Source organism: Rhodococcus sp. 15-649-2-2 (assembly GCF_002258645.1).
GTDB lineage: Bacteria > Actinomycetota > Actinomycetes > Mycobacteriales > Mycobacteriaceae > Rhodococcoides.
The window spans coordinates 1-23946 of record NZ_NPFM01000034.1; the positions used below are offsets into that span (position 1 = coordinate 1).

Below are 23946 nucleotides of genomic sequence, written 5' to 3' on the forward strand. Positions count from 1 at the left end.
CAGTCCGTCCTGCGGTAACCAACCCGCGTATATGAGAGTTGACGACGCGTCGAACACTACGACACGCTCACCTCCCACTCGCATCGATCACCATCCCGGCAACAGGAAGCGGTGGCACACACGACGGTGCGTGCCACCGCTTCACCATGCCGTCGTTGACAGGCCGACCTCCATATGAGAGCGGCTGCGCCGCATGTGAGCGAAACTTCGTAGCAGAGTACGAGTTTCCGTGCACGTGCGGCGCAGCCGCTCCCTCAGCTGTCGAAGCCCAGACCCAGCGCGTCCATTCCCTTGAGCCACAGGCCGCGCTTTCCGCCGTTGCGGTCGGCTCGGGCGAATGCCGCGCGGGTGATGTTGATTCCGATCGACTTGATGGGCTCGGGCGGAAACGGCAGCGGCATGCTGCGCACCATCTTCAGTCGCGTTCGTTCGGTGTCCTTGCCGTCGAGTAGGTCGAGCGCGGTGCGGGCTCCGAAGTGGGACGCGCCGACGCCGAGTCCGGTGAACCCGGCCACCGTCGCCACCCGTCCGTTCATGCCGAGATCCCAGAACGCACTGAACCGCGAGCACGTGTCGATCGATCCGCCCCAGGCGTGGGTGGCGCGGATTCCTTCGAGGCCGGGGAACATCTGCAGCAGGTGTTCGGCGAGCAATGCGAACTCTTCGGGATGCTGGGTTCGACGAGGGTCGGTGTCGCTACCGTAGAAGTAGTGCGCGTCCCACCCGCCGAACAGGATGCGATCGTCCGCCGTCAACCGGAAGTAGTGGAATCGGTTGCCGGAGTCGGCCAATCCTTCGCGGCCGGACCAGCCGATGTCGGCGAGCTGAGACGGACTCAGCGGCTCGGTCATGATGACGTAGTCCCACACGGGCACGATCCAGTGACGGAGCTTTCGTCGCAACGACTTCGATGCCGAGGTGGCCAACAGTACCTTGCCCGCCTCGATGGTTCCGTAGCCCGTCTTCACCCGAATACCGTTGCCGGACTTGTCGATCGACAGTGCCTTGGTGTTCTCGTGAATGTGTACGCCGAGCGACTCGGCCGCGTCGGCCAGGCCCCAAGCCAGTTTGGCCGGGTCGATCATCGCGACATCGGGGTCGAACAGTGCACCGCGCGCCATCGGTGAGGTGATCCTGGACTGCACTGCAGCGGCGTCGAGGTATTCCATCGGCTGCGACAGGCGTGCACCCTCGTCACCGAGCTCGCGCAGGTCGTCCACCTGCCAGTCGAAATTGGCGATGTCGAGCTCGCCGGTGCGTTCGATGTCGGCGTCTATTCCGTACCTCTCCGCAGTCGCGCAGATCGCGTCGAGCGTCTCCGTGCCCATCCGCAGCAACTCGGGGAGTTCGTCGGCATACCGGTCGAGCCCGTTGCTCAGTCCGTGCGTCAGGCTGGCCGCGCAGAAGCCGCCGTTGCGACCGGTTGCACCCTCGGCGATGCGGTCGCCTTCGAGCAGCACGATCGACCGGTTCGGGTTCTCCTCTGCCGCATGCACCGCCGCCCACAGGCCGGTGAATCCGCCGCCGACTATCACCAGATCTGCTGTTGCAGAGCCGGTGTGCCGACTGCGCGGAGCGGGCCGTTCGGGACGGTCGAGCCAATAGGACTCCGGTGCCGCGCCCGCCACCATCGCCACGCCGCGGTCGGTGGGTTCGGTTGCCCATGATGCACTCATCGGGCGTCCTCCTGTGCTTCGGGATCGGCCGACGCGAACACCGTTCGATGCCAAGCCTTTCGAGCCACTCCGGTGATGTCGGTCATGACGTGTTTGACGGTGAGGTACTCGTCGAGCGAGTAGCTCGACATGTCCTTGCCGAAGCCCGAAGCCCCGAATCCTCCGTGTGGCATCTCGCTGATGATCGGAATGTGATCGTTGATCCACACACAGCCGGCCGCGATCTCGCGCGTCGCTCGTCCTGCGCGGTACACGTCTCGGGTCCACGCGGAGGCGGCGAGTCCGAACGCAGTGTCGTTGGCGCGCCGGATCGCATCGTCGTCGCCATGATGCTTGGACACCGTGAGCACCGGGCCGAACACCTCGTCGCGATAGATTTCGTCCTGCTCGCCGACATCGGCGACCAATGTCGGTGGGTAGAACGCACCCCTGCCCTCAGGAACGCGGCCACCGGTGACGATCCTGGCTCCGGTGTCGCGAGCTCGATTCACCATGGCCGCAACACGATCGCGATGAGCGATCGAGATCAACGAACCCATGTCGGTAGCCGGATCGGTCGGGTCTCCCATCACAACGCGTCCCATCAACTCGGCCACTCCAGCAACGAAGTCGTCGTAGAGGGATTCTGCGACGATGGCGCGGGTGGCCGCCGTGCAGTCCTGGCCGCCGTTGATCAGGGATCCGGCGACGGCACCGTGAATGGCGGCATCGAGATCCGCGTCGTCGAACACCACGAAGGGTGCCTTGCCGCCGAGCTCGAGCTGCACCCGAGTGCCGTGGACGGCGGCCTGTGCCATGACTCGCCTGCCGACGGGAGTCGAGCCGGTGAAGGTCATCAGATCGAGGCCCGCGTGCGAGGACAACGCGACCCCGGCATCTTCTCCGGTTCCGGTGACGACGTTGAACACGCCGTCGGGAACTCCCGCCTCGGTGGCCAAGCGCGCCAGACGCAGTGTGGTCAGCGGAGTGAGTTCGCTGGGCTTGAGCACGATGGCGCACCCGGCCGCGAGAGCCGGAATCGCCTTCCACACCGCCATCTGCAGTGGATAGTTCCACGGGGTGATCGACCCGACGACTCCGATGGCGTCGCGGCGAATCGACGAGGTGTGCTCGCCCGAGTACTCCGCAGTGGCCTTGCCGTCGAGGTACCGTGCCGCTCCGGCGAAGAATTCGATGTTGTCGATGCTGCCCGGCACGTCGAACTCCGTTGCCAGCCGCACGGTCTTGCCCGTCTGCGCCACTTCCTCGGCCGCGAAGTTCTCGGCATCGGCGGCAACCAGCCGAGCCAACTCCGTCAGGACCGCGCTGCGCTCAGCGGGCGTTGCGCCGGACCATTCCGAAAATGCCGACCGAGCATGTGCGAGTGCCGAATCGACGTCGTCTGCCGTCGCCAGCCCGACCTCGGCCAAGACCGACCCCGTTGCGGGATCGTCGACGGCATATCGCTGACCACTACCGTCCATCGCGCGTCCGTCGATCCAACAACCAGGAATGTTCGCCATACCTGCACAGTACCGCCGAAGCTACTGATTCTCTCCATTTCACGCCTCGTGACAACTGATTCTGTCGTCCGAATCGACAATTGATACGCATTTCATCGTCGAAGGGTTGTGTTCACCACCGCGACAATGACAAGATCGACGCATGCCCGAGCAGCCACCCATCGCACTCGACGACGTCTCCAAGGCGATCATCGAACAACTCCAGGAGGACGGGCGACGCTCGTACGCCGCGATCGGCAAAGCAGTCGGTCTCTCGGAAGCTGCTGTCCGCCAACGTGTTCAGCGGCTGACGGACTCCGGCGTCATGCAGATCGTCGCGGTGACCGATCCGGTACAGGTCGGATTCAAACGGCAGGCCATGATCGGCATCAAGTGCACCGGAGACAGTTATGCGCTGTCCGAGGAACTGTCGGCCATCGACGCGATCGACTACGTCGTCCTGACCGCAGGGTCGTTCGACGTCGTCGTGGAAGTGGTGTGCGAGGACGACGAACAGCTTCTGCAGATTCTCAACAAGCAGATCCGCAGTCTGGACGGTGTCACCAGTACCGAAACCCTGGTCTATCTCAAACTCGTCAAGCAGCAATACAATTGGGGAACACGATGACACGAACGACAGCCGAACTCGACGCCTCCGCAGCCAAGCACCTGTGGGGCCACTTCACCCGCCACGGTGCCGGGGTCACACCTCCGATCATCACCCGCGGCGAAGGTTCGACCATCTGGGACTCGAACGGCAAGAGTTACATCGACGGACTGTCGGGCCTGTTCGTGGTTCAGGTGGGGCACGGCCGCGAGGAATTGGCCGAGGCGGCGGCCAAGCAGGCAAAGGAATTGGCCTTCTTCCCGCTGTGGTCGTACGTCACCGAACCAGCCATCGAACTTGCCGAGCGCCTCGCCGGCTACGCCCCCGGCGACCTGAACCGGGTCTTCTTCACCACCGGTGGCGGCGAGGCCGTCGAGAGCGCGTGGAAGCTGGCCAAGCAGTACTTCAAGAAGGTCGGCAAGCCCGGCAAGCACAAGGTGATCTCGCGGGCAATCGCCTATCACGGCACCCCACAGGGTGCGCTCGCGATCACCGGAATCCCCGCGCTCAAAGAGCCTTTCGAGCCGTTGACGCCGGGCGCGTTCCGAGTCCCGAACACCAACATCTACCGAGCTCCCGCTCCCCTGGATACCGACCCGAAGGCGTTCGGAATCTGGGCTGCGGATCGGATCGCCGAGGCCATCGAATTCGAGGGCCCCGATTCGGTGGCCGCGGTGTTCCTCGAGCCGGTCCAGAATGCCGGAGGTTGCTTCCCTCCCCCGCCCGGATACTTCGAGCGGGTCCGCGAGATCTGCGACCGCTACGACGTCCTGCTGGTCTCGGACGAGGTGATCTGTGCGTTCGGACGGATCGGATCGATGTTCGCCTGCAACGACTTCGGCTACGTTCCCGACATCATCACCTGCGCCAAGGGATTGACCTCGGGCTACTCCCCGATCGGCGCAATGATCGCCTCCGACAGACTGTTCGAGCCGTTCGACGACGGCACCTCCAGCTTCGCCCACGGCTACACCTTCGGCGGCCACCCCGTCTCCGCTGCGGTCGCCATGGCCAATCTCGACATCTTCGAGCGCGAGGGGATCAACGCGCATGTCGCAGACAAGGCACCGGCGTTTCGCGCGACGCTCGAGAAACTGCACGATCTGCCTATCGTCGGGGACGTGCGCGGCGAAGGATTCTTCTACGGCATCGAACTGGTCAAGGACAAAGCCACGAAGGAAACGTTCAGCGATGCCGAAGCAGAACGCATCCTCCGCGGGTTCCTGTCGACCGCTCTGTTCGACGCAGGGCTGTACTGCCGCGCCGACGATCGCGGCGATCCGGTAGTGCAGCTGGCTCCGCCACTCATCTGTGGTCAGAAGGAGTTCGACGAGATGGAACAGATTCTGCGCAGCGTGTTGACCGAGGCGGGGAACCTGATCTGACCGAGACTGCTACCGACCGAGCTCGTTACCGACCGATGCGGTCGATGACGAGAGAGCTCGGCTCGACAGCCGTTGCACCGATTTCCCAGCTCCCGACGAGTGCTTGCTGCGCGTACTCGAAACGCTCGGGAGTGTCGGTGTACAGGGTTGCGAGCCGATCCCCGGCCCGCACCCGATCCCCCGGCTTGGCGTGCAGCCGCACACCGGCCGCGCTCTGCACCGGCTCACCCTGACGTTCTCGGCCTGCCCCCAGCCGCCACGCAGCGAGTCCGACGCCCATCGCGTCCAACCCGGTGACGACGCCGTCCTGCGTCGCGGTGAATTCCTGACTCTCCCGGGCGACGGGCAGCGCGGCGTCGGGATCGCCGCCCTGTGCCGCGATCATCGTCCGCCACCGGTCCATGGCGGACCCGTCGGCGAGCTTGTCGGCCGGATCGATGCCCTCGATCCCGGCCGCGGCGAGCATGGTGCGTGCCAGCGTGATCGTCAGCTCCACGATGTCGGCGGGGCCGCCTCCGGCGAGCACCTCGACCGACTCCTGCACTTCGAGCGCATTGCCTGCGGTGAGCCCGAGCGGGGTGTCCATCGCCGTCAGCACCGCCAGAGTGCGCACACCCGCATCGGTTCCGAGCTCGACCATCGCGGTCGCGAGTTCGCGCGCATCGTCGATGTTCTTCATGAACGCGCCGGCGCCGACCTTCACGTCCAACACGAGTGCGCCGGTGCCCTCGGCGATCTTCTTGCTCATGATCGAGCTGGCGATCAGCGGAATCGACTCGACGGTTCCGGTCACGTCGCGCAACGCGTAGAGCTTCTTGTCGGCAGGAGCCAGATCGGCACCGGCGGCGCAGACGACCGCACCCACCAACGGATCGGCCAGAATGCGCTGCATCTCCTCACCGCTGAGGTCGGCTCGCCACCCGGGGATGGACTCGAGCTTGTCGAGCGTTCCGCCGGTGTGCCCAAGGCCGCGCCCCGACAGTTGCGGCACCGCTGCCCCGCACGCAGCGACGAGGGGAGCCAACGGCAGCGTGATCTTGTCTCCGACACCGCCGGTCGAGTGCTTGTCGACGGTGGGCAGCGGCAGTGCCGAGAAATCCATGCGTGTGCCCGAGGCGATCATCGCGCCGGTCCACGTACTCAGTTCCCGACGGGACAATCCGCGCAACAGAATTGCCATCGCCAGTGCCGACATCTGTTCCGGCGCGACGGTTCCGCGAGTGAACTCGGCAATCACCCACTCGATCTGCTCGTCGTCGAGAACGCGACCGTCGCGCTTGGCGCTGATGATCGATACGGCGTCAGGCATGGTTGTTCACGCGTCCTTCGTCGAGGTTGTCGGGTCCGAATGCATCCGGAAGCAACTCTGCCAGTCGACGCGGTCCCGAGGTGGTGTCGACGAGCAGATCCGCGCCGCCGAATTCGTACAGCAACTGCCGGCATCGCCCGCACGGCATCAGGATCTCACGCCGAGAATCGCAGCAGGAGAAGGCCACGAGTCTGCCGCCGCCGCTCGAGTGCAGGTTCGAGACCAGCCCGCATTCGGCGCAGAGCCCCAAACCGTATGAGACATTTTCCACATTGCACCCGGTGACTATTCTGTTGTCGTCCACCAGAGCGGCCGCACCGACCGGAAAGTTCGAGTACGGGGCGTAGGCATGTCGCATCGCCTCATGAGCATTGTCGCGCAACGTATTCCAGTCGATTTCGTCCATGGTTACCCATCCAATCACGCCGTCTGAATTGATGCAGATATCTGCCCCGAACTTCGATCGGTAATTGGGAAGGCAAACCTAACACCGAATTTCGGCACCGTACGAACCTCGAGTCGAATTAGTTCCGTGTTTCGAATGGGTTTACAGTTTCGAGTAAGCGGCTAGTACAACCAGCACTAGGGCCGAATCGCGACAAATCGAGCCAGGACAAGACCGGCCACCGGGCTCGAAGCGTCCACCAACGACGTTGGAGGCATTGCACTCGATGAGTAGCACGACGGAAGTCGCTCCGGTCAAGGAGCGCAAGCGGTCTCTGTACCGCGGGGACCCGGGCATGTGGTCCTGGGTTCTGCACCGCATCACTGGCGTGTTGACGTTCTTCTTCTTGTTCGTCCACGTCCTCGACACGGCGATGGTTCGGGTCAACCCCGAAACGTACGACGCCATCATCGAGACCTACAAGACTCCGCTCGTCGGCCTGATGGAACTCGGCCTCGTTGCCGCAGTGCTTTATCACGCGCTGAACGGCATCCGGGTCATGCTGGTCGATTTCTGGTCCAAGGGACCGCAGTACCAGAAGCCGATGCTGTGGGTCATCGCAGTCGTCTGGCTCGTCGTCATGATCCCCGGCGCGGGACGAATCTTCTACAACATGTTCACGGCGGGTGGTCACTGATGTCGACGCAGGGTCCCGAGGCGAAGGTCCTCGGCACGAACTACGACCGTCCGGCCAGCTTGGCCAACCCCCGTTCACCGCGTCGGCAGAGCAAGGGCAACTTCGAGCTCTACGCGTGGCTGTTCATGCGCTTCTCGGGCCTGGCACTCGTCGTGCTGGTGCTGGGACACATGTTCATCATGCTGATGCTCGACGACGGTGTGCACCGCATCAACTTCGCCTTCGTGGCCGGTCGCTGGGCCAGCCCGTTCTGGCAGTTCTGGGACCTGACGATGCTGTGGCTCGCTCAGCTCCACGGCGGCAACGGCCTGCGCACGATCATCGCGGACTACTCCCGCAAGGATTCGACGCGATTCTGGCTGACCACGTTGCTGGTGCTGTCGATGATCCTGATCATGGGCGTCGGCACCTACGTCATCTTCACGTTCGATCCCAACATCTCGGCGAGCTAAGGACACTGACGCTTACATGCAGGAACATCGTTACGACGTACTGATCGTCGGCGCAGGCGGTGCCGGTATGCGTGCTGCGATCGAAGCCGGACCCCGCGCTCGCACCGCCGTACTGACCAAGCTCTACCCCACTCGTTCGCACACCGGTGCAGCCCAGGGCGGCATGTGCGCCGCTCTGGCGAACGTGGAGGAAGACAACTGGGAATGGCACACGTTCGACACCGTCAAGGGTGGCGACTACCTCGCCGACCAGGACGCCGTGGAGATCATGGCGAAGGAAGCAATCGACGCCGTTCTCGACCTCGAGAAGATGGGTCTTCCGTTCAACCGGACGCCCGAGGGCAAGATCGATCAGCGTCGCTTCGGCGGCCACACCCGCGACCACGGCAAGGCACCGGTTCGTCGTGCGTGCTACGCAGCCGACCGCACCGGCCACATGATTCTGCAGACGCTCTACCAGAACTGCGTCAAGCACGACGTCGAGTTCTACAACGAGTTCTATGCGCTGGATCTGTGCCTGACCGAAACCGACGACGGCCCCGTCGCAACCGGCATCATCGCCTACGAGCTCTCCACCGGTGAGCTGCACATCTTCCACGCGAAGTCGATCATCTTCGCCACGGGCGGTTCGGGCCGGATCTACAAGACCACGTCCAACGCCCACACCCTCACCGGTGACGGCATGAGCATCGTGTTCCGCAAGGGTCTTCCCTTGGAGGACATGGAGTTCCACCAGTTCCACCCGACAGGTCTCGCCGGCCTGGGCATCCTCATCTCCGAGGCAGTACGAGGCGAGGGCGGCATCCTGCGCAACGAGTCGGGTGAGCGCTTCATGGAGCGCTACGCACCGACCATCAAGGACCTCGCGCCCCGCGACATCGTTGCTCGCTCGATGGTGCTCGAGGTACTCGAAGGACGCGGCGGTGGCCCCAACAAGGACTACGTCTACATCGACGTCACGCACATCCCCGAGGAAGTACTCGACGAGAAGCTCCCCGACATCATGGAGTTCTCGCGCACGTACCTCGGCGTCGACCCCGTCAAGGAGCCGGTGCCCGTCTACCCGACGTGCCACTACGTCATGGGTGGTATCCCCACCAAGATCCACGGTGAGGTTCTGCGCAACAACACCGACATCGTTCCCGGTCTGTACGCCGCCGGTGAATGCGCCTGCGTCTCCGTGCACGGAGCCAACCGCCTCGGCACCAACTCGTTGCTCGACATCAACGTCTTCGGACGTCGTGCCGGCATCGCCGCGGCCGAGTATGCCAACTCGGTCGACTTCACCCCGCTCCCCGAGGAGCCGGCCAAGATGGTGCAGGACTGGCTCGAGCTGATTCTGTCGGACCACGGTCACGAGCGCGCAGCCGACATCCGTACCGAGATGCAGCAGTCCATGGACAACAACGCATCGGTGTTCCGCACCGAGGAGCGCCTGGAGACGGCACTCAAGGATGTCCGTGCCCTCAAGGAGCGGTACAACAAGATCACCGTCGAGGACAAGGGCAAGCGCTACAACAGCGACCTGCTCGAAGCCATCGAACTCGGCTTCCTGCTCGAGATGGCCGAGGTCACGGTCGTCGGAGCACTGAATCGCAAGGAATCGCGCGGCGGTCACGCCCGCGAGGATTACCCCGAGCGCAACGACGCCGAGTACATGAAGCACACCATGGCCTACAAAGAGGGCGAAGGTCTGCTCACCGAGATTCGCCTGGATTACAAGCCGGTAATCCAAACCCGCTACGAGCCGATGGAGCGGAAGTACTGATATGAGCGCACCTACCCTGGACAAGAAGTCCGAGTCCGATCTGCCACCCGTGCCCGAAGGCGCGGTGATGGTGAACCTCAAGATCGCGCGCTTCAACCCCGAAAGCGGAGACGGACAGCGATGGGACACCTTCCAGGTGCCCACCCTGGAAACCGACCGTCTGCTCAACTTGCTGCTGTACGTCAAGGGCTACCTGGACGGCACACTGACGTTCCGGCGTTCGTGCGCACACGGTGTATGCGGCAGCGATGCGATGCGCATCAACGGCGTCAACCGTCTCGCCTGCAAGGTGCTGATGCGCGATATGCTCCCCAAGGACTCGTCGAAGACGCTCAACATCACCATCGAGCCCATCAAGGGCTTGCCGGTGGAGAAGGACCTCATCGTCGACATGGAGCCGTTCTTCGACGCGTTCCGCGCCGTGAAGCCGTTCCTGATGACGACCGGTAACGAGCCGACTCGTGAGCGGATCCAGTCCGCCGCAGACCGCGCCCGGTTCGACGACACCACCAAGTGCATCCTGTGCGCGTGCTGCACGACCTCGTGCCCCGTGTTCTGGAGCGACGGCAGCTACTTCGGCCCCGCCGCGATCGTCAATGCACACCGGTTCATCTTCGACAGCCGTGACGAGGGTGCAACCGAACGTCTGGACATCCTCAACGACGTCGAGGGTGTGTGGCGTTGCCGCACCACCTTCAACTGCACCGACGCATGCCCCCGCGGCATCCAGGTGACCAAGGCGATTCAGGAAGTCAAGCGCGCGTTGCTCTTCGCTCGCTAGCAGGCACATCGACCGACGGCAAGCGCCCCTTCGCACATGCGAAGGGGCGCTTGCCGTTTCAAGGGTCAGACGAACGCGCTGAAGCCCGTCACACCACGGCCGACGATCAGGTTGTTGATCTGCGCTGTGCCCTCGTAGGAGTACAGCGCCTCGGCATCGGCGAAGAACCTGATGACGTCATGCTCGATCAGAATTCCGTTGCCGCCCATGATCTCTCGGGCCCAACTGACCACTTCGCGCAGCCGCGTCGTACAGAACGTCTTCGCGAGCGCTGCATGCTCGTCGTAGTGGACGCCGTTGTCCTGCAGCTGCGAAACACGAATTGCCATACCGAGCGAGGCGGTGATGTTGGCGGTCATCCGTGCAATGAGATCGGCGATCAGCTGAAACGAGGCGATCGGAGAACCGAACTGCTCGCGTTCACGCGCATACGCGACAGCCCGCTCGTATGCACCCATCATGACGCCCACCGCCTGGAACGCCACTCCCCCACGGGTCAAGCGGAGCACCTTCGCGGTATCGGCGAAGGAGTTGGCCTCGGCGAGCTTGTTGGCGACCGGAACTCGGCAGTTCTCGAGATGTACGTCCGCGTTCTCCACCGCGCGGAGCGAGTACTTGCCCTCGATCTTCTCGGCCCGGAATCCCTCGAAGTGCTTTTCGACCACAAAGCCCTTGACCTCGCCGTCGGCCTCGTCCTTGGCGAAGACGATGGTCAGGTCTGCGAAGGTGGCGTTGCCGATCCAGCGCTTACTACCGTTGAGGACCCAGTGATCGCCTTCGAGGCGGGCTGTCGTTTCCAGCCCGCCCGCGACGTCGGATCCGCCGTGCGGCTCGGACAGGCCGAAGGCACCGATGGTCTCCATCCGGCGCATGGCGGGCAACCACCGCGCGCGCTGCTCCTCGGAGCCGAGAATCGAGACACTGCTCATCGCCAGCGAACTGTGCACGCTGAACATCGTTCCCGTGGACGGATCGATTCGTGCGAACTCCATCTCCAGCCATCCCGTGAGCAGCTTGCGCGAGGCCTTTCGATCGTCGAACTCGTAACCGAGACCGGCGATCTCGAGCTCGGCGATCAGCGGCAACAGATGTACCGGCGAGCTCGCCTTCTCCCAGAATTCGTTCGCCCTCGGCGCGACCTCCTCCTGCAGGAACCGACGGGCGCGCAGTACCACCTCGATCTCGTTGTCGTCGAGCATCCCCTGATATCCGTAGAAATCGGACTCGAGAAAATCGGGCGACAGTGGTCCGAGGGGCTCGTGCTCACTCATGTTCGGCTCCTTCGTCTGGTGCCTCCGTCGGGCACCGCTACCGATCTTCTACCCGCCACACCCGCTTCTCACTCATGCGAAGCAGCGGTCAGAGGTCAGCGGCGCAGTTCGTCGGTGAGGGTCGCCAGTTCGTCGCCGCCCGCCATTTCCCTGGTGAGGTCGTCGAGCGAGATGTCGTCGTAAGCACAGTCGAGCGTCTGGCGACCACGGTTGAGCAGAACGAAATGATTTCCGACCAGGTACGCGTGGTGTGGATTGTGGGTGATGAACACGACGCCGAAGCCTTGCTCTCGGGCCGCGGAGACGTAACGCAGAACCATGCCCGACTGCTTGACGCCCAGCGCGGCCGTCGGCTCGTCGAGGATGAGCACACGCGCACCGAAGAAGATGGCGCGGGCGATGGCCACGCACTGTCGCTGTCCACCGGAGAGAGAGCCGATCGGAGCATCGACGTCGGGCAGATCGATGCCGATCTTGCGAAGTTCCTCGATGGTCGTCGCGCGCATTGCGTGGATGTCGAGTGATTTCAGGACCTTGCCACGACGCAACTCCTGACCGAGAAAGAAGTTGCGCCACACCGGCATCAGGGATACCACCGCGAGGTCCTGATAGACGGTGGCAATCCCCTTGTTTAGGGCGTCTTTCGGCGATCCGAAGGTCGCTGGTTCGCCGTCGACGAGCAACTGACCCTCGGACTGCTGATGTAGGCCGGCCATGATCTTGATCAAGGTGGACTTGCCTGCACCGTTGTCGCCCAGAACGCACGTGACCTCACCGGCACCGACACGCATATCGATTCCCTGCAGCGCAGTGACGTTGCCGTAACTCTTGCCCACGTTCCGAAGTTCGATGAGGGGCGTGTTCGCGGAGGAAGTCATCGATTACCTTTTTGCCGCGAAGTTGCGGAATGAGTTGTTGGCGATCACGGCGAACAGCAGCATCGCGCCGAGAAAGAACTTGAACCAGTCGGGGTTCCACCCGGCATAGACGATGCCCTGATTGGTCATGCCGAAGATGAATGCGCCGATGAATGCGCCGACGGCTGTCCCGTATCCGCCGGTGAGCAAGCACCCGCCGATGACGGCGGCGATGATGTACAGGAACTCGTTGCCGACGCCCTGGCCGGACTGCACGGTGTCGAAGGCGAACAGCAGATGCATGCCGACGAACCAGGCGCAGAAGCCGACGAACATGAACAAGCCGACCTTGACCCTCGTGACCGGCACCCCGACGGCTCGCGCCGATTCCTGATTGCCGCCGACGGCGAAAATCCAGTTGCCGGTACGAGTTCTCATCAACACCCAGGTTGCCGCCAGCGTCAACACGATCCACCACACGACGGTGATTCGGATCGACACTCCGAATACCGAGAACGAAGACGAGAACACAGCTTTGGCCGAATCGAATCCCTCCATATCCGAGATCGACGGGGTGGCAACCTGTCCGGTGACGAGTTTGGTGACGGCGAGATTGATGCCGGTGAGCATCAAGAACGACGCCAGCGTGATCAGGAACGACGGGATTTTGGTCCGCATCACCAGATAGCCGTTGAACACGCCGACCGACAGCGCCAAGAGCAGTGCCAACGCAGAGCCGGCCCACACGTTCAGATGCAGGTTGTAGGCCAACATCGACGCCATGATGGACGAGAAGGTCACTGCAACACCGGTGGAGAGGTCGAACTCGCCGCCGATCATCAACAACGACACCCCGATCGCCATGATGCCGATGGTCGAAGACGCATACAGCACGGTCGCGAGAGCCTCGGGCGATCGAAACGGTGGTGCCACGATGCAGAAGAAGACGAAGATGGCGACCGCGCCGAACAGGGCGCCGACCTCCGGACGGATCAGCAAGCGCTGCAACGGCTTTTGCTTCGTAACGCGCTCGTCCGTGATCACGGTGTGTTTCGACAGAGCCGGATCGGCCTGTGTGGGCATGATGTTCCTTCCGCGCCGAGGCGATGCACTCAGCGTGTGCCGTTACGGGCGTACTCGGCGACCGCGTCGATGTTGGTCGAATCGATGAACGCGGGTCCGGTCAGCACCGGGGTGCCGCCGCCGATCGTGTTGCCGTTGTTGAGGTAGAGCCACAGCGAGTCGATCGCCAGGTAGCCCTGCAGGTACGGCTGCTGATCGATCGCCCACGCCACATCGCCGGACTCGATCGCATCGACCAAGGCGGCATTGGTGTCGAACGTGACAACCGTGGCATCGCTGCCCGCGTTGACCGTGGACTGCACAGCTGTCAATGCGATCGGAGCGGCGAGGGCGATGATGTGATCGATCGTCGGATCCTGCTGCAGCTTGGCCGTGATGGTCGACTCCACGGACGGCATGTCCTTGCTGTTGACGTTCAGGATCTCGGTGGTGCCTCCGGTGAAGCCCTGCCTGACGCCAGCACAGCGAGCCTCGAGCGACACTGCACCCTGCTCCTGGATGATGCACAGTGTCTTTCGAGCACCGTCGGTGGTGAGACGCGCTCCTGCCGCCTGGCCGGCAATGGTCTCGTCCTGACCGAAGTACTGGCCGACTCCCATGTCCTTCCAGGAGTCGTAGCCGGAATTGAACGCGACCACGGGAATGCCCGCGGCAGTGGCCGTCTCGACGGCGGGGGCCATCGCGTCGGGCTTGGCCAGCGTGACCGCGATGCCGTCGACCTTGGAATCGATTGCACTCTGGACGAGGTTGGCCTGATTGGGCGCTTCGGGATCTGCGGAGTAGCGCAGCTCGATGTTGTCCTTCGCTGCCGCGGCTTCGGCACCCTTGCGCACCAGATCCCAGAAGGTGTCGCCGGGAACCTCGTGCGTGATCATCGCTATCGTCGCCGCCGGCGTGTCGGCTACGCCCGCATTGTTTCCGTCGTCGGACGAGCGAGGAGCACCACCGGTGCTCGAACAGGCAGCGACAGTCAGTGCCGCGACCGCACAGACCGCGACGACCGCGATCTGCCCGCGCCTTTGCCGAAACCTCATTGCACTTCCCTTTCCAACAACCGGCTCTCGAACACCGACGAATCCGAGCCGCCGACCTGATCACTGTAAGAAACGATTGGTACTCGTCACGCATCTTCGACGATTATTCGTCAGGCAACACAACCGGTGTGCGCACCACCGGACCTCGGACCACATGAGAGAACTCTCATCTCCGATTCACGTAGCCACAATCCGCCGTCGTCAGACTCGGTTGTGTGCGAACTATCATCGTCTCGGCCCTGGGACTGCTCACGCTCGCCGTTCTCGTCACGGCCTTGCTGACGACGCGATCCACGGGCGAGCAGACCCCGTTGCCCGCACCCATCGTCGCACCCGCCGCACCCGCGCAATCCGCCCCGGGTACCCCGCAACCCGTTACCCCTGCACCGGGGACGGGGAATCCCGCTCCCACCGCCGTGGTTCCGCAGCCGGTGGCACCGGACGGATTCGTGCCCCCGCCGCCATTGCCGCCCGCGGACTGGGACGATGACTTCGACGACGACTGGGATGACGATGACGACGACTGACCCCACTGCGAGACCGACCACGTGATGCGGACCCGACTGCACGCACTGCGCCCGACGAGCGCCCGCAGCCGCATCTTCTCGTGGGTACTGCTGCTCGTGCTGGTGTCGCTGGCGGCCGTCACCGTCACCACCTGGCTGCTGATGATCCGCGCGACCGACAACCGCATGCGCGAATCGCTGCGCACCGAGATCGCCGAGTTCACCACCCTCACCGATGCGGGCGTCGATCCCGGAACCGGCGAACCGTTCGACGGCATCAACGACGTGCTCCGAGTGGTGATCACCTACAACCTCGCTCGCCCCAACGAGAAGTTCCTGGGGTACGTGGACGGACGATTCGCGGTACAGAGCAGGCAGCAGGCACCGGTACGACTGTCCGACGATGGCGGCTTCACCGCTGAGGTCGGCTCTGTCACCGCGCCGGTCGAAGGCTCTTATTCGAGCGCGGCAGGCGAAGTGCTGTACCTCGCTGTGCCGGTCTCGTTGGCGGGCGACCCGGTGCCGGGTGTGGTGGTTGCCGCCTACTTCGCCGATCAGGAACGTGCCTCGGCAGACGAGACCGCAACCTTGATGCTCGTCGTCGGCGGCGTCACCTCGGTTCTCGCGGCGATCGGCGCATGGTTCGTTGCGGGTCGCATCCTGTCCCCGATCAGACACATCACCGCCACCGCCAGAACGATCAACGAAACCGACCTGTCCGGTCGGATCACCGACGCGAGAACGACGGGTCGAGGCGACGACATCGGAGCCCTGGTCGACACACTGAACTCGATGCTCGACCGAATCGAGTCCGGCGCGGCGAGTCAACGCCGATTCCTCGACGACGCCGGCCACGAACTCCGCACTCCCATCACCATCGTCCGCGGTCATCTCGATGTGCTCGACCACGGCGACGCCGCCGATGTTCGCGACACCGTCGCGCTCGTCGACGACGAACTGGACCGGATGAACCGACTCGTCGCCGACCTGTTGCTACTCACCCGTGCCGACCAGACGAGCTTCGTCACGCCTGTGGTCACCGATGTCGATGCGCTCACTCGAAGCGTGTTCGACAAGGTGACCACTCTCGCCGACCGGGAATGGGTGCTGGAGGCGAGCGCAACCGTCCACGCTCCGCTCGACGCACAACGCCTGACTCAAGCTCTGCTGGCGTTGGCGGACAACGCAACTCACCACACGATGCCCGGCAGTCGCGTCGGCATCGGATCGCAACTGTCCGACGGTGACATCCGGTTCTGGGTCACCGACTCGGGCCCGGGGATCGAGCGCGACGAGCAGGAACGGATCTTCGAGCGCTTCGCCCGCGGTCGCAACGGAACCAGACGCACCGAAGGGGCCGGGCTCGGATTGTCCATCGTCACCGCAATTGCTCGAGCCCACCGCGGACGGGTGAGTGTCGGCAGCGCACCGGGCCACGGTGCCACGTTCACTATCACCATTCCACTGATCGATTCCGTTGCCCCGCAGAAGGACCGACCATGGCCCGCATCCTGATCGCCGAAGACGAACCCCGCATCGCCTCGTTCGTTCACAAGGGGCTGAGAGCGAGTGGATTCAGCACGACGACGGTATCCGACGGCAGGTCCGCCTACGAACACGCCCGCAGCGGCGACTTCGATCTGGTGGTGCTCGACATCGGTCTGCCGATCATGGACGGCTTCGAGGTCCTGCACCGCCTCCGCGGAGAGCAGTGCGAGATACCGGTCATCGTGTTGACTGCCCGCGACAGCGTTCAGGACGTGGTGTCCGGTCTCGAAACCGGTGCCGACGACTACATGGCCAAGCCGTTTCGCTTCGAGGAACTGCTCGCCCGTATCCGAGTTCGCTTGGGCACCAAACGAACCGTCGACACCACGCAGCTCACGGTCGCCGATCTCACCCTCGACCTGCGCACCCGGCGAGCTGTGGTGGGAGACCGAACCGTCGACCTGTCGGCCCGTGAGTTCGCCTTGGCCGAGACCTTCATGCGCCACCCCGGCCAGGTCCTTTCGCGAGAGCAACTCCTGTCGCAGGTGTGGGGCTACGACTTCGACCCGGGCTCCAATGTCGTCGACGTCTACGTCCGCTATCTTCGGGCGAAATTCGGTGCCGCACGAATCGAGACCGTCCGCGGAATGGGATACCGACTGTCCGAGACATGAGTGGCGTCGGCCGGTGCCGACGCCACTCCAGAGTCTCAGTCGTCGTTGTCGTCGTCCAGGTCGTCGTTGTCCGGATCGTCGTCGTCCAGATCGTCCCAGTCGTCACGGTCGTCCAGGTCGTCGTTCAGATCGTCCCAGTCGTTGCGGTCGTCCCAGTCGTTGCGGTCGTCCCAGTCGTTGCGGTCGTCCCAGTCGTCGTCACGGTCGTTCAGGTCGTCGTTGCGGTCGTCCCAGTCATCGTCGAAGCGGTCGTCCGGGATCTGTGTGGGTGTCTGCTGCTGCGCTGGGGCCGCCGGCTGGACTGGAGCCGGATCGGCCACAGGCAGCCGCTGTTCCACCGAGATCGAGGACGGACGCTGCTGGGTGGGGTCGTCGTCGGCGATCGCGAGTGCGCCGACGCTTCCGAGGGTGAGTACAACGGCTGCTGCACCGACGATCACGAACTTTCCTGGCATTCTCATGGCTGCTCCTTGAATCCGAGTTCTGTAGGCCACCTTTTCGGTGATGACTCAACGATCGCTGTCGAACGTGAGAAGCGAAGGAGCACAACATGAGCGAGTTCTCATACTGGCGGCGGACGCCTACCCATCAGCGGGGCCGGCCGATTCAGCGATGGACAGTGGCGCCGAACCGCCACCGGACGCGCGAGAGCGCTTCGCCGGTGAGTCGCGGCGTCGACCGACTGCGGAACGCCTATGGTGATTCGCGATGAAAAGGATCAGAAGTTTTGCGGCTGTGTGTGCTGTATCGATTGCGCTCGTCGGAATCGGTGCCGGACCTGCCCTGGCACAGCCGGCCGCCGAACCGCCGGTTCCGACGACGACACCGCCGTTCACGACGCCGGACACAGACAGCTGCCCGTACGCCGCGTCACCTCCCCCGGCGATCGACCTGTCGGAGGTACCGGCCCCTGGAAGCACTGCCCCGCAACCACTTCCGATCCCAGCCGACGCGGTCGGCGGCGATCGCCTCGCCGAGTGCGGAGTGGTGTTGCCGGACGGTGCTCCCCCACTACCGGCGGATATTTCCGCGACCGGGTTCGTGGTGGCGGACATGGACTCGAGGGCGGTTCTTGCGGCCAAGGATCCACACGGACGGTACCGACCTGCCAGCACGATCAAGACCCTGCTGGCCCTTGTCGCACTGGACGAGCTGAATCCGAGCACACAGATCACCGCAACCGCCGAGGATGCCGAAGCCGAGGGCAGCGCCGTCGGCATCGGCAAGAACGGCGTCTACACCAATCTGCAATTGATGCAGGGTTTGGTGATGGCATCGGGAAACGATGCGGCGCACGCGTTGTCGACTCAACTGGGCGGGGATGCCGCTACTGTGGACAAGATGAATGCCAAGGCGGCAGAACTGGGCGCCCTCGACACACGCACGGCCACGCCGTCGGGTCTCGACGGGCCGGGGATGGCGAGTTCCGCCTACGATCTTGCTCTGATCTTCCGCGAGGCGATGCGCAATCCGACGTTCGCCCAACTGATTTCGACGGAGACCGTGCAGTTTCCGGGCTACCCGAAAGATCCTGCGATCCCAGAAGATCAGGACAGACCCGGTTTCGCACTCTCCAACGACAACCAGCTGCTCTACAACTACGAGGGTGCCCTCGGAGGAAAAACCGGATACACCGATGACGCCCGCCAGACCTTCGTCGCCGGGGCCGAACGCAATGGCCGCCGGCTCGTCGTGACGATCATGAAGGGCGATGTGCTGCCTATACGTCCGTGGGAGCAGGCGGCGCGGCTGCTGGACTACGGGTTCGCCATGGATCCGAACGACACCGTCGGTGATCTCGTCGAACCGCAGTCGACGGCGGCGGTGACCAGCACACGAGCGAGCGAGGCCACGCCGACTCTCGCCCAGCCACCCGCGACTGCATCGGGGTCTGGCTTCCGCCAGTCCGAGATGCAGGCCCAGGGTGACACCGTTGTCCGTATCTCGATCGGTGTCATCGGTGCGATCGTGGTGATCGGCTTGCTGTGGGGCGCGCGCAGACTTTCCCGCAACCGCTGATCAGACCTTCGGTCGTGCGCCGTCGCGAGGCATTCAGCGGCGCCGGTTACGCAGTCCCGCGACTCCGACCGCGGCGAGAACACCTGCACCCACCAGCGCCAACCCGCCGGTCACGCCAGGACCTTCACTGACCTCGACCCTCGTGTTGATCACTGCCGGTTCCGGTGCCGGAACGTGGGCTTCGGCGAGGCTTTCACGAGTCGTGGCAGCGAACGACGTGGAGAACAGCACCAGTCGTGAAGTCGTGAACACGAACACCAACAGACCGATGATGGGTCCGAAGACGACGCCTGCAGGACCGGTGGTCACCGACGCCAGATAGAGGGCACCGAGCTGCTTGAAGATCTCGAACCCGATTGCGGCCAGCAGAGCACCCTTGGCTGCGCTACGCCACGACACCGGTTCGCGCGGCAGGCGCGAGATCACCCAAGTGAACAGGGCCCAGGTGCCCGCCAGCGCGAGGAGCACCGAGAATATGCGCAGCGCAATTCCCACTCCCGGTACGGAGTCGAGATTCGCCCATTCGAGGATGCTGCGCATGACGCCGCCGCCGGCCAGAGCCGAGAGGGCGAGCGAAAGAACCAATGCGGTCCCGAGCCCCAGCAACGCAGCGAAGTCCTTGGCCTTGGTCGCCAGAAAGCCACCCTGCTCGTGCTGGCTCTCCCACATGGCGGTCAGCGCTTCACGAAGGTTGGCGATCCATCCGAGACCGGCGTACAAGGCACCGAGCAAACCGATGATGCCGACACTCGTGCGCGATTCGATGGCCGTCTCGATCAGAGAACTGATCGTTTCGCCGAAGCTCCCCGGCACGTTCTCCGCGATCTGCGACTGGATCTCGGCAAGCCACTCGGGCTGGTTCACGAGCACGAAGCCGGCGACCGCAAACGCGACCATCAGCAGCGGAAACAACGCCAGCACACTGAAATACGTCATACCGGCCGCGTAGTAGTCACCCTTCTGACCTTGATAACGCTGCGCCGCAACGACGGTGTGATCGAGCCAGGGCCACCGGGCGCGCCGGTCGTCGAGCATGGCCTTGAAATCGGGCATCGCGCTCACCTTCTCGCTGTCGTCGGCCGCTGTCGGATGGTGTTGCCGCATCGCTGCGCAACGAAACCCGGTGTGTCGTAAATGCTATGCGCCGGGAGGCAGGAAACCCACCCGGTCGTACACCTGAGCGAGCGTTCGACTCGCCACTTCTCTGGCTCGATCCGCCCCAGCCGCGAGGATGCGATCGAGTTCGGCGACGTCGGCCATGAACCCGTCCATCCGCTCACGCAGCGGAACGACGAACTCGGTCAGTACCTCGGCGGTATCGGACTTGAGGTCTCCGTATCCCTTGCCCGCGTAGCCGGCCACGAGATCCTCGATGCTCGTACCCGAGAGAGCAGACTGGATGACCAGCAGATTACTGACTCCGGCCTTGTTCTCCGTATCGAACACGATGTCGCGTTCGTTGTCGGTCACCGCCGAGCGAATCTTCTTCGCAGACACCTTCGGATCGTCGAGGATGTTGACGATGCCCGCCGGATTCGACGAGGACTTGCTCATCTTCGCGGTGGGATCCTGCAGGTCGAATATCTTCGCGGTGCCCTTGATGATGTGTGCGTCGGGAACGACGAATGTCTTCTTGAACCTCGTGTTGAAGCGCTGCGCCAGATCACGAGTCAACTCGAGATGTTGACGCTGATCCTCGCCTACCGGAACCAGATTCGGACGGTAGAGCAGGATGTCGGCGGCTTGCAGAATCGGGTAGGTGAACAGACCGACGCTGGTGTGATCGCGACCCTGCTTGGCAGACTTGTCCTTGAACTGCGTCATCCGCGCTGCTTCACCGAACCCGGTGATGCAATTGAGGACCCACGCCAGCTGCGCGTGCTCGGGCACCTGACTCTGTACGAACAGCGTCGACTTCTCCGGATCGATGCCTACCGCGAGCAACTGCGCCGCGGCCACTCTGGTGCGACGACGCAACTCCTTGGGATCCTGCGGAACAGTGATGGCATGCAGATCCGGGATGAAGTAGAACGCGTCGAACTCGTCCTGCAACTCCACCCAGTTCCGCACCGCACCCAGGTAATTGCCGAGATGGAACGAATCGGCCGTCGGTTGAATGCCGGAGAGCACCCGCCGACGCGGACCCTGCGGAGTGTCGATGGAGTCGGGAGAAGACATGGTGCAATCTTTTCACGAACCGATCGACACCTGGGTCTCGCCTAGCCAACACGGGTCACTCCGCAGGCTCCGCTCTAGCGGTAGCGCACTGTCACCGGTGCGTGATCCGACCATCGCTGGTCGTAGGCCTCGGCGCGCTCGGTGATCGCTTCCTTGGCGCGCTCGGCCAGATCACTCGTGGCCAATTGGTAGTCGATGCGCCAACCGGCGTCGTTGTCGAACGCCTTCCCGCGATACGACCACCAGCTGTACGGACCCTCGACCTCCGGGTGCAACGCCCGAACGACATCGGTCCACGGTGCCTTCTCGGCGAGCAACCGCGACACCCACTCACGTTCCTCCGGCAAGAACCCCGAGTTCTTGCGGTTCGTCTTCCACGCCTTCAAGTCGGCCTCGGTATGGGCGATGTTCCAGTCGCCGCACACCACCACGTCCCGGTCGGCGGTCTTCGCTGCCTTGGCCAACTTGCTCAGGTACTTCGCGAACGCGGCCATGAAGCGTTCCTTCTCGTCCTGGCGGTCGGTACCCACCTCGCCCGACGGCAGGTACAGGCTCGCCACGGTGACATCTCCGAAATCGCCTTCGATGTAACGACCGGCGTCGGCGAACTCGGCAGCGCCGATGCCGGTGCGAATCGCGTCGGGCGCTGCCTTGGACAGCAACGCCACGCCGTTGCGTCCCTTCGCCGACGGTTCGGCCGACGCAAGGTGCCACCCCGCATCGAGAGCCGGAGCCAGCGCCTTGGTCAGTTCCCCGTCGTTGGCCCGAGTCTCCTGCAGGCAGATGACGTCGGCATCGGTGGCCTCCAGCCACTGCAGCATGCCCTTGCGGGCAGCAGCACGTATTCCGTTGACGTTGACTGTGGAAATTGTGATCGGCACGCCGACGACGGTAGCGGAGACCACCGACAGACGGCAGGTCGCCTTCTGTCGGCGGCACTGGCCCGTTACCGACGCCTGGGCTTGGCCCCGGGCTTCGGAGCGGTGACCACCGATGTCACCTCCGGCACCACTGTCGGTTCACGGTCGATCCGCCGGTAGACGATGTGCTGTTGGGCATACGTCCAGATGTTGTTGCTGACCCAGTACAGCAGCACCGCGACCGGCAACACCGGGCCGCCGACGAGCACACCGGCCGGGAACACCCAGAGGGTGAGCTTGTTCATGATCGCCGTCTGCGGATTGGCAGCTGCCGCTGCATCCTGGCGGGCGATCGATGCCCGGGAGTTCAGGTGGGTGGCAACCGCGGCGACGATCATCAACGGGACCGCAACGAACGCGATGCTCCAGATCGACGGCACTCCCCCGAACGGACCGAACGCTTCGAGCACGTCCCGAGAGCTGTTGATGGCAGCGGAGATCGGCGCACCGAAGAGCCGTGCGTCGAGAAAGGACTGCACATCGGCGGCACTGAAGACGTAGTTCGCGGTGTTCGCATTCTCCTGCGCCGTCATACCGAGGTGCCCGAATCCGGTACCGGTTCGGTTGAACGAGCGCAGCACGTGGAGCAAACCGATGAAGACTGGGCCCTGCGCAAGCAGAGGCAGACATCCCATCAAGGGATTGAATCCGTGTTCCTGCTGCAGCTTCCGCGTTTCGGTGGCCAGTCGAGCCCGGTCCCCGGAGTGCTTCTTCCGGATGGCCTCGAGCTGGGGCTTCAGCTGCTTCATCAGGAGCTGGGAACGAATTTGGCTGACGAACGGCTTGATCAACACCGCTCGCAGAGTGAAGACGAGAAAGATCACCGCCAATGCCCAGGCGAAGCCGTTGTCGGGTCCGAGGACGAAGCCGAAGACTCGGTGCCAGAACCAGAGGACTGCGGAGACGGGATAGTAGACGAAATCGAGCATGGTGGAGCACCTCACTGTGAGAGAAAGTCGGTCGGAAGGCGTCTCGACCGGATCTCGCAGTGACTCAGCAGAATACGAGCCACCGGTCCGGTCGAAAGACCGAACCGGGCGCTCTCGGCATGGGGCGGCCGGGAGTATCGGGGTGCTCCTGCCTACGGAAGGATCCTCGAAGACGTCGGCCGTCCGCAGCTCCGGCGCACGTCGACCGTGGTGCGACCGCCCCAGGATCGACCGGCGCGCCGAATGTCAGCAGCGATGCGGCCACCAACGCACCGAACATCGCGATCTGGGCGGCGGGTTGCGCATCGACAACGGTGAAGACGACGAGCAGGACGGAGAGGATGCCGACGAGTGTGATTGCGTGGCGTCGAACAGCCAAGCGACATGCGTGTGATCGAAATCCGAGCATCTTCGGTTCCTTGTGACAGCCTCGCGGATAATGGATT

General features: G+C 63.7%; 24 protein-coding genes. 10 read left to right on the plus strand and 14 right to left on the minus strand.

The window, feature by feature from the left end; translation table 11 throughout:
- Window positions 1–254: 254 nt before the first annotated feature.
- The gene (locus CH305_RS25615; protein ID WP_094705406.1) at window positions 255–1676 is read right to left on the minus strand and encodes an FAD-binding oxidoreductase; all 1422 of its coding nucleotides are present in this window, start codon (window positions 1674–1676) and stop codon (window positions 255–257) included.
- Window positions 1673–3178: a gamma-aminobutyraldehyde dehydrogenase gene (locus CH305_RS25620; RefSeq protein ID WP_094705408.1), complete on the minus strand. Its 1506-nt coding sequence runs from the start codon at window positions 3176–3178 to the stop codon at window positions 1673–1675. Before CH305_RS25620 ends, CH305_RS25615 begins: the two co-directional genes overlap by 4 nt.
- A gap of 142 nt (window positions 3179–3320) precedes the next feature.
- On the opposite strand from CH305_RS25620, the gene CH305_RS25625 reads away from it, so the two are divergent.
- Complete coding sequence (locus CH305_RS25625) at window positions 3321–3785, plus strand: Lrp/AsnC family transcriptional regulator (RefSeq protein ID WP_032376836.1); 465 nt, start codon at window positions 3321–3323, stop codon at window positions 3783–3785.
- Window positions 3782–5149 carry an aspartate aminotransferase family protein gene (locus CH305_RS25630; RefSeq protein WP_037147909.1) on the plus strand — a complete coding sequence of 456 codons (1368 nt, stop codon included), beginning with the start codon at window positions 3782–3784 and terminating at the stop codon, window positions 5147–5149. The genes CH305_RS25625 and CH305_RS25630 overlap by 4 nt, the downstream gene beginning before the upstream one ends.
- A gap of 25 nt (window positions 5150–5174) precedes the next feature.
- Here the strand turns inward: CH305_RS25630 and CH305_RS25635 are convergent, their stop codons facing one another.
- Both CH305_RS25635 and CH305_RS25640 read right to left on the minus strand, forming a co-directional pair.
- The gene (locus CH305_RS25635; RefSeq protein WP_094705410.1) at window positions 5175–6458 is read right to left on the minus strand and encodes a thymidine phosphorylase; all 1284 of its coding nucleotides are present in this window, start codon (window positions 6456–6458) and stop codon (window positions 5175–5177) included.
- Window positions 6451–6864, minus strand: coding sequence for a cytidine deaminase (locus CH305_RS25640; RefSeq protein ID WP_032405044.1), 414 nt, complete (start codon window positions 6862–6864; stop codon window positions 6451–6453). Before CH305_RS25640 ends, CH305_RS25635 begins: the two co-directional genes overlap by 8 nt.
- 334 nt (window positions 6865–7198) lie before the next feature.
- On the opposite strand from CH305_RS25640, the gene sdhC reads away from it, so the two are divergent.
- Genes sdhC through CH305_RS25660 form a run of 4 tightly spaced genes read left to right on the plus strand, consistent with a single transcriptional unit; the run spans window position 7199 to window position 10541 of the window.
- Window positions 7199–7540 carry a succinate dehydrogenase, cytochrome b556 subunit gene (sdhC, locus tag CH305_RS25645; protein WP_032378103.1) on the plus strand — a complete coding sequence of 114 codons (342 nt, stop codon included), beginning with the start codon at window positions 7199–7201 and terminating at the stop codon, window positions 7538–7540.
- On the plus strand, window positions 7540–7992 hold the full coding sequence (locus tag CH305_RS25650; RefSeq protein WP_027496419.1) for a succinate dehydrogenase hydrophobic membrane anchor subunit: 453 nt from the start codon (window positions 7540–7542) through the stop codon (window positions 7990–7992). The genes sdhC and CH305_RS25650 overlap by 1 nt, the downstream gene beginning before the upstream one ends.
- Window positions 7993–8008: 16 nt before the next feature.
- Entirely contained in the window at window positions 8009–9760 is a 1752-nt protein-coding gene (sdhA, locus tag CH305_RS25655; protein ID WP_032376833.1) for a succinate dehydrogenase flavoprotein subunit, read from the plus strand.
- 1 nt (window position 9761) lies between these two features.
- The gene (locus CH305_RS25660) at window positions 9762–10541 is read left to right on the plus strand and encodes a succinate dehydrogenase iron-sulfur subunit (RefSeq protein ID WP_037147905.1); all 780 of its coding nucleotides are present in this window, start codon (window positions 9762–9764) and stop codon (window positions 10539–10541) included.
- A gap of 65 nt (window positions 10542–10606) precedes the next feature.
- Here the strand turns inward: CH305_RS25660 and CH305_RS25665 are convergent, their stop codons facing one another.
- The 4 genes from CH305_RS25665 to CH305_RS25680 form a co-directional block, all read right to left on the minus strand.
- On the minus strand, window positions 10607–11812 hold the full coding sequence (locus CH305_RS25665) for an acyl-CoA dehydrogenase family protein (RefSeq protein WP_052057984.1): 1206 nt from the start codon (window positions 11810–11812) through the stop codon (window positions 10607–10609).
- 95 nt (window positions 11813–11907) lie between these two features.
- On the minus strand, window positions 11908–12690 hold the full coding sequence (locus CH305_RS25670) for an ATP-binding cassette domain-containing protein (protein WP_094705412.1): 783 nt from the start codon (window positions 12688–12690) through the stop codon (window positions 11908–11910).
- A gap of 3 nt (window positions 12691–12693) precedes the next feature.
- Window positions 12694–13752, minus strand: a complete 1059-nt coding sequence (locus tag CH305_RS25675; RefSeq protein ID WP_094705414.1) for an ABC transporter permease — start codon at window positions 13750–13752, stop codon at window positions 12694–12696.
- A gap of 29 nt (window positions 13753–13781) precedes the next feature.
- Window positions 13782–14786, minus strand: coding sequence for a substrate-binding domain-containing protein (locus CH305_RS25680; RefSeq protein ID WP_094608031.1), 1005 nt, complete (start codon window positions 14784–14786; stop codon window positions 13782–13784).
- Window positions 14787–15001: 215 nt separating this feature from the next.
- On the opposite strand from CH305_RS25680, the gene CH305_RS25685 reads away from it, so the two are divergent.
- Genes CH305_RS25685 through CH305_RS25695 form a run of 3 tightly spaced genes read left to right on the plus strand, consistent with a single transcriptional unit; the run spans window position 15002 to window position 17454 of the window.
- Window positions 15002–15313: a hypothetical protein gene (locus tag CH305_RS25685; RefSeq protein ID WP_094608032.1), complete on the plus strand. Its 312-nt coding sequence runs from the start codon at window positions 15002–15004 to the stop codon at window positions 15311–15313.
- A 24-nt stretch (window positions 15314–15337) separates the two neighbouring features.
- On the plus strand, window positions 15338–16807 hold the full coding sequence (locus CH305_RS25690; RefSeq protein WP_094705544.1) for a cell wall metabolism sensor histidine kinase WalK: 1470 nt from the start codon (window positions 15338–15340) through the stop codon (window positions 16805–16807).
- Entirely contained in the window at window positions 16792–17454 is a 663-nt protein-coding gene (locus CH305_RS25695) for a response regulator transcription factor (RefSeq protein ID WP_032404727.1), read from the plus strand. The genes CH305_RS25690 and CH305_RS25695 overlap by 16 nt, the downstream gene beginning before the upstream one ends.
- 35 nt (window positions 17455–17489) lie before the next feature.
- Here the strand turns inward: CH305_RS25695 and CH305_RS25700 are convergent, their stop codons facing one another.
- Complete coding sequence (locus CH305_RS25700; protein ID WP_094705546.1) at window positions 17490–17915, minus strand: hypothetical protein; 426 nt, start codon at window positions 17913–17915, stop codon at window positions 17490–17492.
- A gap of 247 nt (window positions 17916–18162) precedes the next feature.
- Between CH305_RS25700 and CH305_RS25705 the strand changes: the two genes are divergently transcribed.
- Window positions 18163–19473: a D-alanyl-D-alanine carboxypeptidase family protein gene (locus CH305_RS25705; protein WP_094705416.1), complete on the plus strand. Its 1311-nt coding sequence runs from the start codon at window positions 18163–18165 to the stop codon at window positions 19471–19473.
- Between the two features lie 33 nt (window positions 19474–19506).
- On the opposite strand, the gene yhjD is transcribed toward CH305_RS25705, so the two are convergent.
- From yhjD to CH305_RS25730, 5 genes are all read right to left on the minus strand, one after another.
- Window positions 19507–20526, minus strand: a complete 1020-nt coding sequence (gene yhjD, locus CH305_RS25710; RefSeq protein WP_179278408.1) for an inner membrane protein YhjD — start codon at window positions 20524–20526, stop codon at window positions 19507–19509.
- An 84-nt stretch (window positions 20527–20610) separates the two neighbouring features.
- Window positions 20611–21651, minus strand: coding sequence for a tryptophan--tRNA ligase (gene trpS, locus CH305_RS25715; RefSeq protein ID WP_037176679.1), 1041 nt, complete (start codon window positions 21649–21651; stop codon window positions 20611–20613).
- Between the two features lie 74 nt (window positions 21652–21725).
- Window positions 21726–22532, minus strand: coding sequence for an exodeoxyribonuclease III (locus CH305_RS25720; protein ID WP_094705550.1), 807 nt, complete (start codon window positions 22530–22532; stop codon window positions 21726–21728).
- Window positions 22533–22597: 65 nt separating this feature from the next.
- On the minus strand, window positions 22598–23500 hold the full coding sequence (gene yidC / locus CH305_RS25725; protein WP_094705418.1) for a membrane protein insertase YidC: 903 nt from the start codon (window positions 23498–23500) through the stop codon (window positions 22598–22600).
- Window positions 23501–23564: 64 nt separating this feature from the next.
- Window positions 23565–23879: a DUF6412 domain-containing protein gene (locus CH305_RS25730; protein ID WP_052077843.1), complete on the minus strand. Its 315-nt coding sequence runs from the start codon at window positions 23877–23879 to the stop codon at window positions 23565–23567.
- Window positions 23880–23946: the final 67 nt, after the last annotated feature.

Coding starts and splice junctions, on each gene's coding strand:
- CH305_RS25670 (WP_094705412.1), bottom strand. CDS start 12,690: ATGACTTCCTCCGCGAACACGCCCCTCATCGAACTTCGGAACGTGGGC.
- CH305_RS25675 (WP_094705414.1), bottom strand. CDS start 13,752: ATGCCCACACAGGCCGATCCGGCTCTGTCGAAACACACCGTGATCACG.
- CH305_RS25630 (WP_037147909.1), top strand. CDS start 3,782: ATGACACGAACGACAGCCGAACTCGACGCCTCCGCAGCCAAGCACCTG.
- CH305_RS25700 (WP_094705546.1), bottom strand. CDS start 17,915: ATGAGAATGCCAGGAAAGTTCGTGATCGTCGGTGCAGCAGCCGTTGTA.
- trpS (WP_037176679.1), bottom strand. CDS start 21,651: ATGTCTTCTCCCGACTCCATCGACACTCCGCAGGGTCCGCGTCGGCGG.
- CH305_RS25640 (WP_032405044.1), bottom strand. CDS start 6,864: ATGGACGAAATCGACTGGAATACGTTGCGCGACAATGCTCATGAGGCG.
- sdhA (WP_032376833.1), top strand. CDS start 8,009: ATGCAGGAACATCGTTACGACGTACTGATCGTCGGCGCAGGCGGTGCC.
- CH305_RS25660 (WP_037147905.1), top strand. CDS start 9,762: ATGAGCGCACCTACCCTGGACAAGAAGTCCGAGTCCGATCTGCCACCC.
- CH305_RS25690 (WP_094705544.1), top strand. CDS start 15,338: ATGCGGACCCGACTGCACGCACTGCGCCCGACGAGCGCCCGCAGCCGC.
- yhjD (WP_179278408.1), bottom strand. CDS start 20,526: ATGCCCGATTTCAAGGCCATGCTCGACGACCGGCGCGCCCGGTGGCCC.
- CH305_RS25695 (WP_032404727.1), top strand. CDS start 16,792: ATGGCCCGCATCCTGATCGCCGAAGACGAACCCCGCATCGCCTCGTTC.
- CH305_RS25680 (WP_094608031.1), bottom strand. CDS start 14,786: ATGAGGTTTCGGCAAAGGCGCGGGCAGATCGCGGTCGTCGCGGTCTGT.
- CH305_RS25705 (WP_094705416.1), top strand. CDS start 18,163: ATGAAAAGGATCAGAAGTTTTGCGGCTGTGTGTGCTGTATCGATTGCG.
- yidC (WP_094705418.1), bottom strand. CDS start 23,500: ATGCTCGATTTCGTCTACTATCCCGTCTCCGCAGTCCTCTGGTTCTGG.
- sdhC (WP_032378103.1), top strand. CDS start 7,199: ATGTGGTCCTGGGTTCTGCACCGCATCACTGGCGTGTTGACGTTCTTC.
- CH305_RS25635 (WP_094705410.1), bottom strand. CDS start 6,458: ATGCCTGACGCCGTATCGATCATCAGCGCCAAGCGCGACGGTCGCGTT.
- CH305_RS25620 (WP_094705408.1), bottom strand. CDS start 3,178: ATGGCGAACATTCCTGGTTGTTGGATCGACGGACGCGCGATGGACGGT.
- CH305_RS25625 (WP_032376836.1), top strand. CDS start 3,321: ATGCCCGAGCAGCCACCCATCGCACTCGACGACGTCTCCAAGGCGATC.
- CH305_RS25665 (WP_052057984.1), bottom strand. CDS start 11,812: ATGAGTGAGCACGAGCCCCTCGGACCACTGTCGCCCGATTTTCTCGAG.
- CH305_RS25615 (WP_094705406.1), bottom strand. CDS start 1,676: ATGAGTGCATCATGGGCAACCGAACCCACCGACCGCGGCGTGGCGATG.
- CH305_RS25650 (WP_027496419.1), top strand. CDS start 7,540: ATGTCGACGCAGGGTCCCGAGGCGAAGGTCCTCGGCACGAACTACGAC.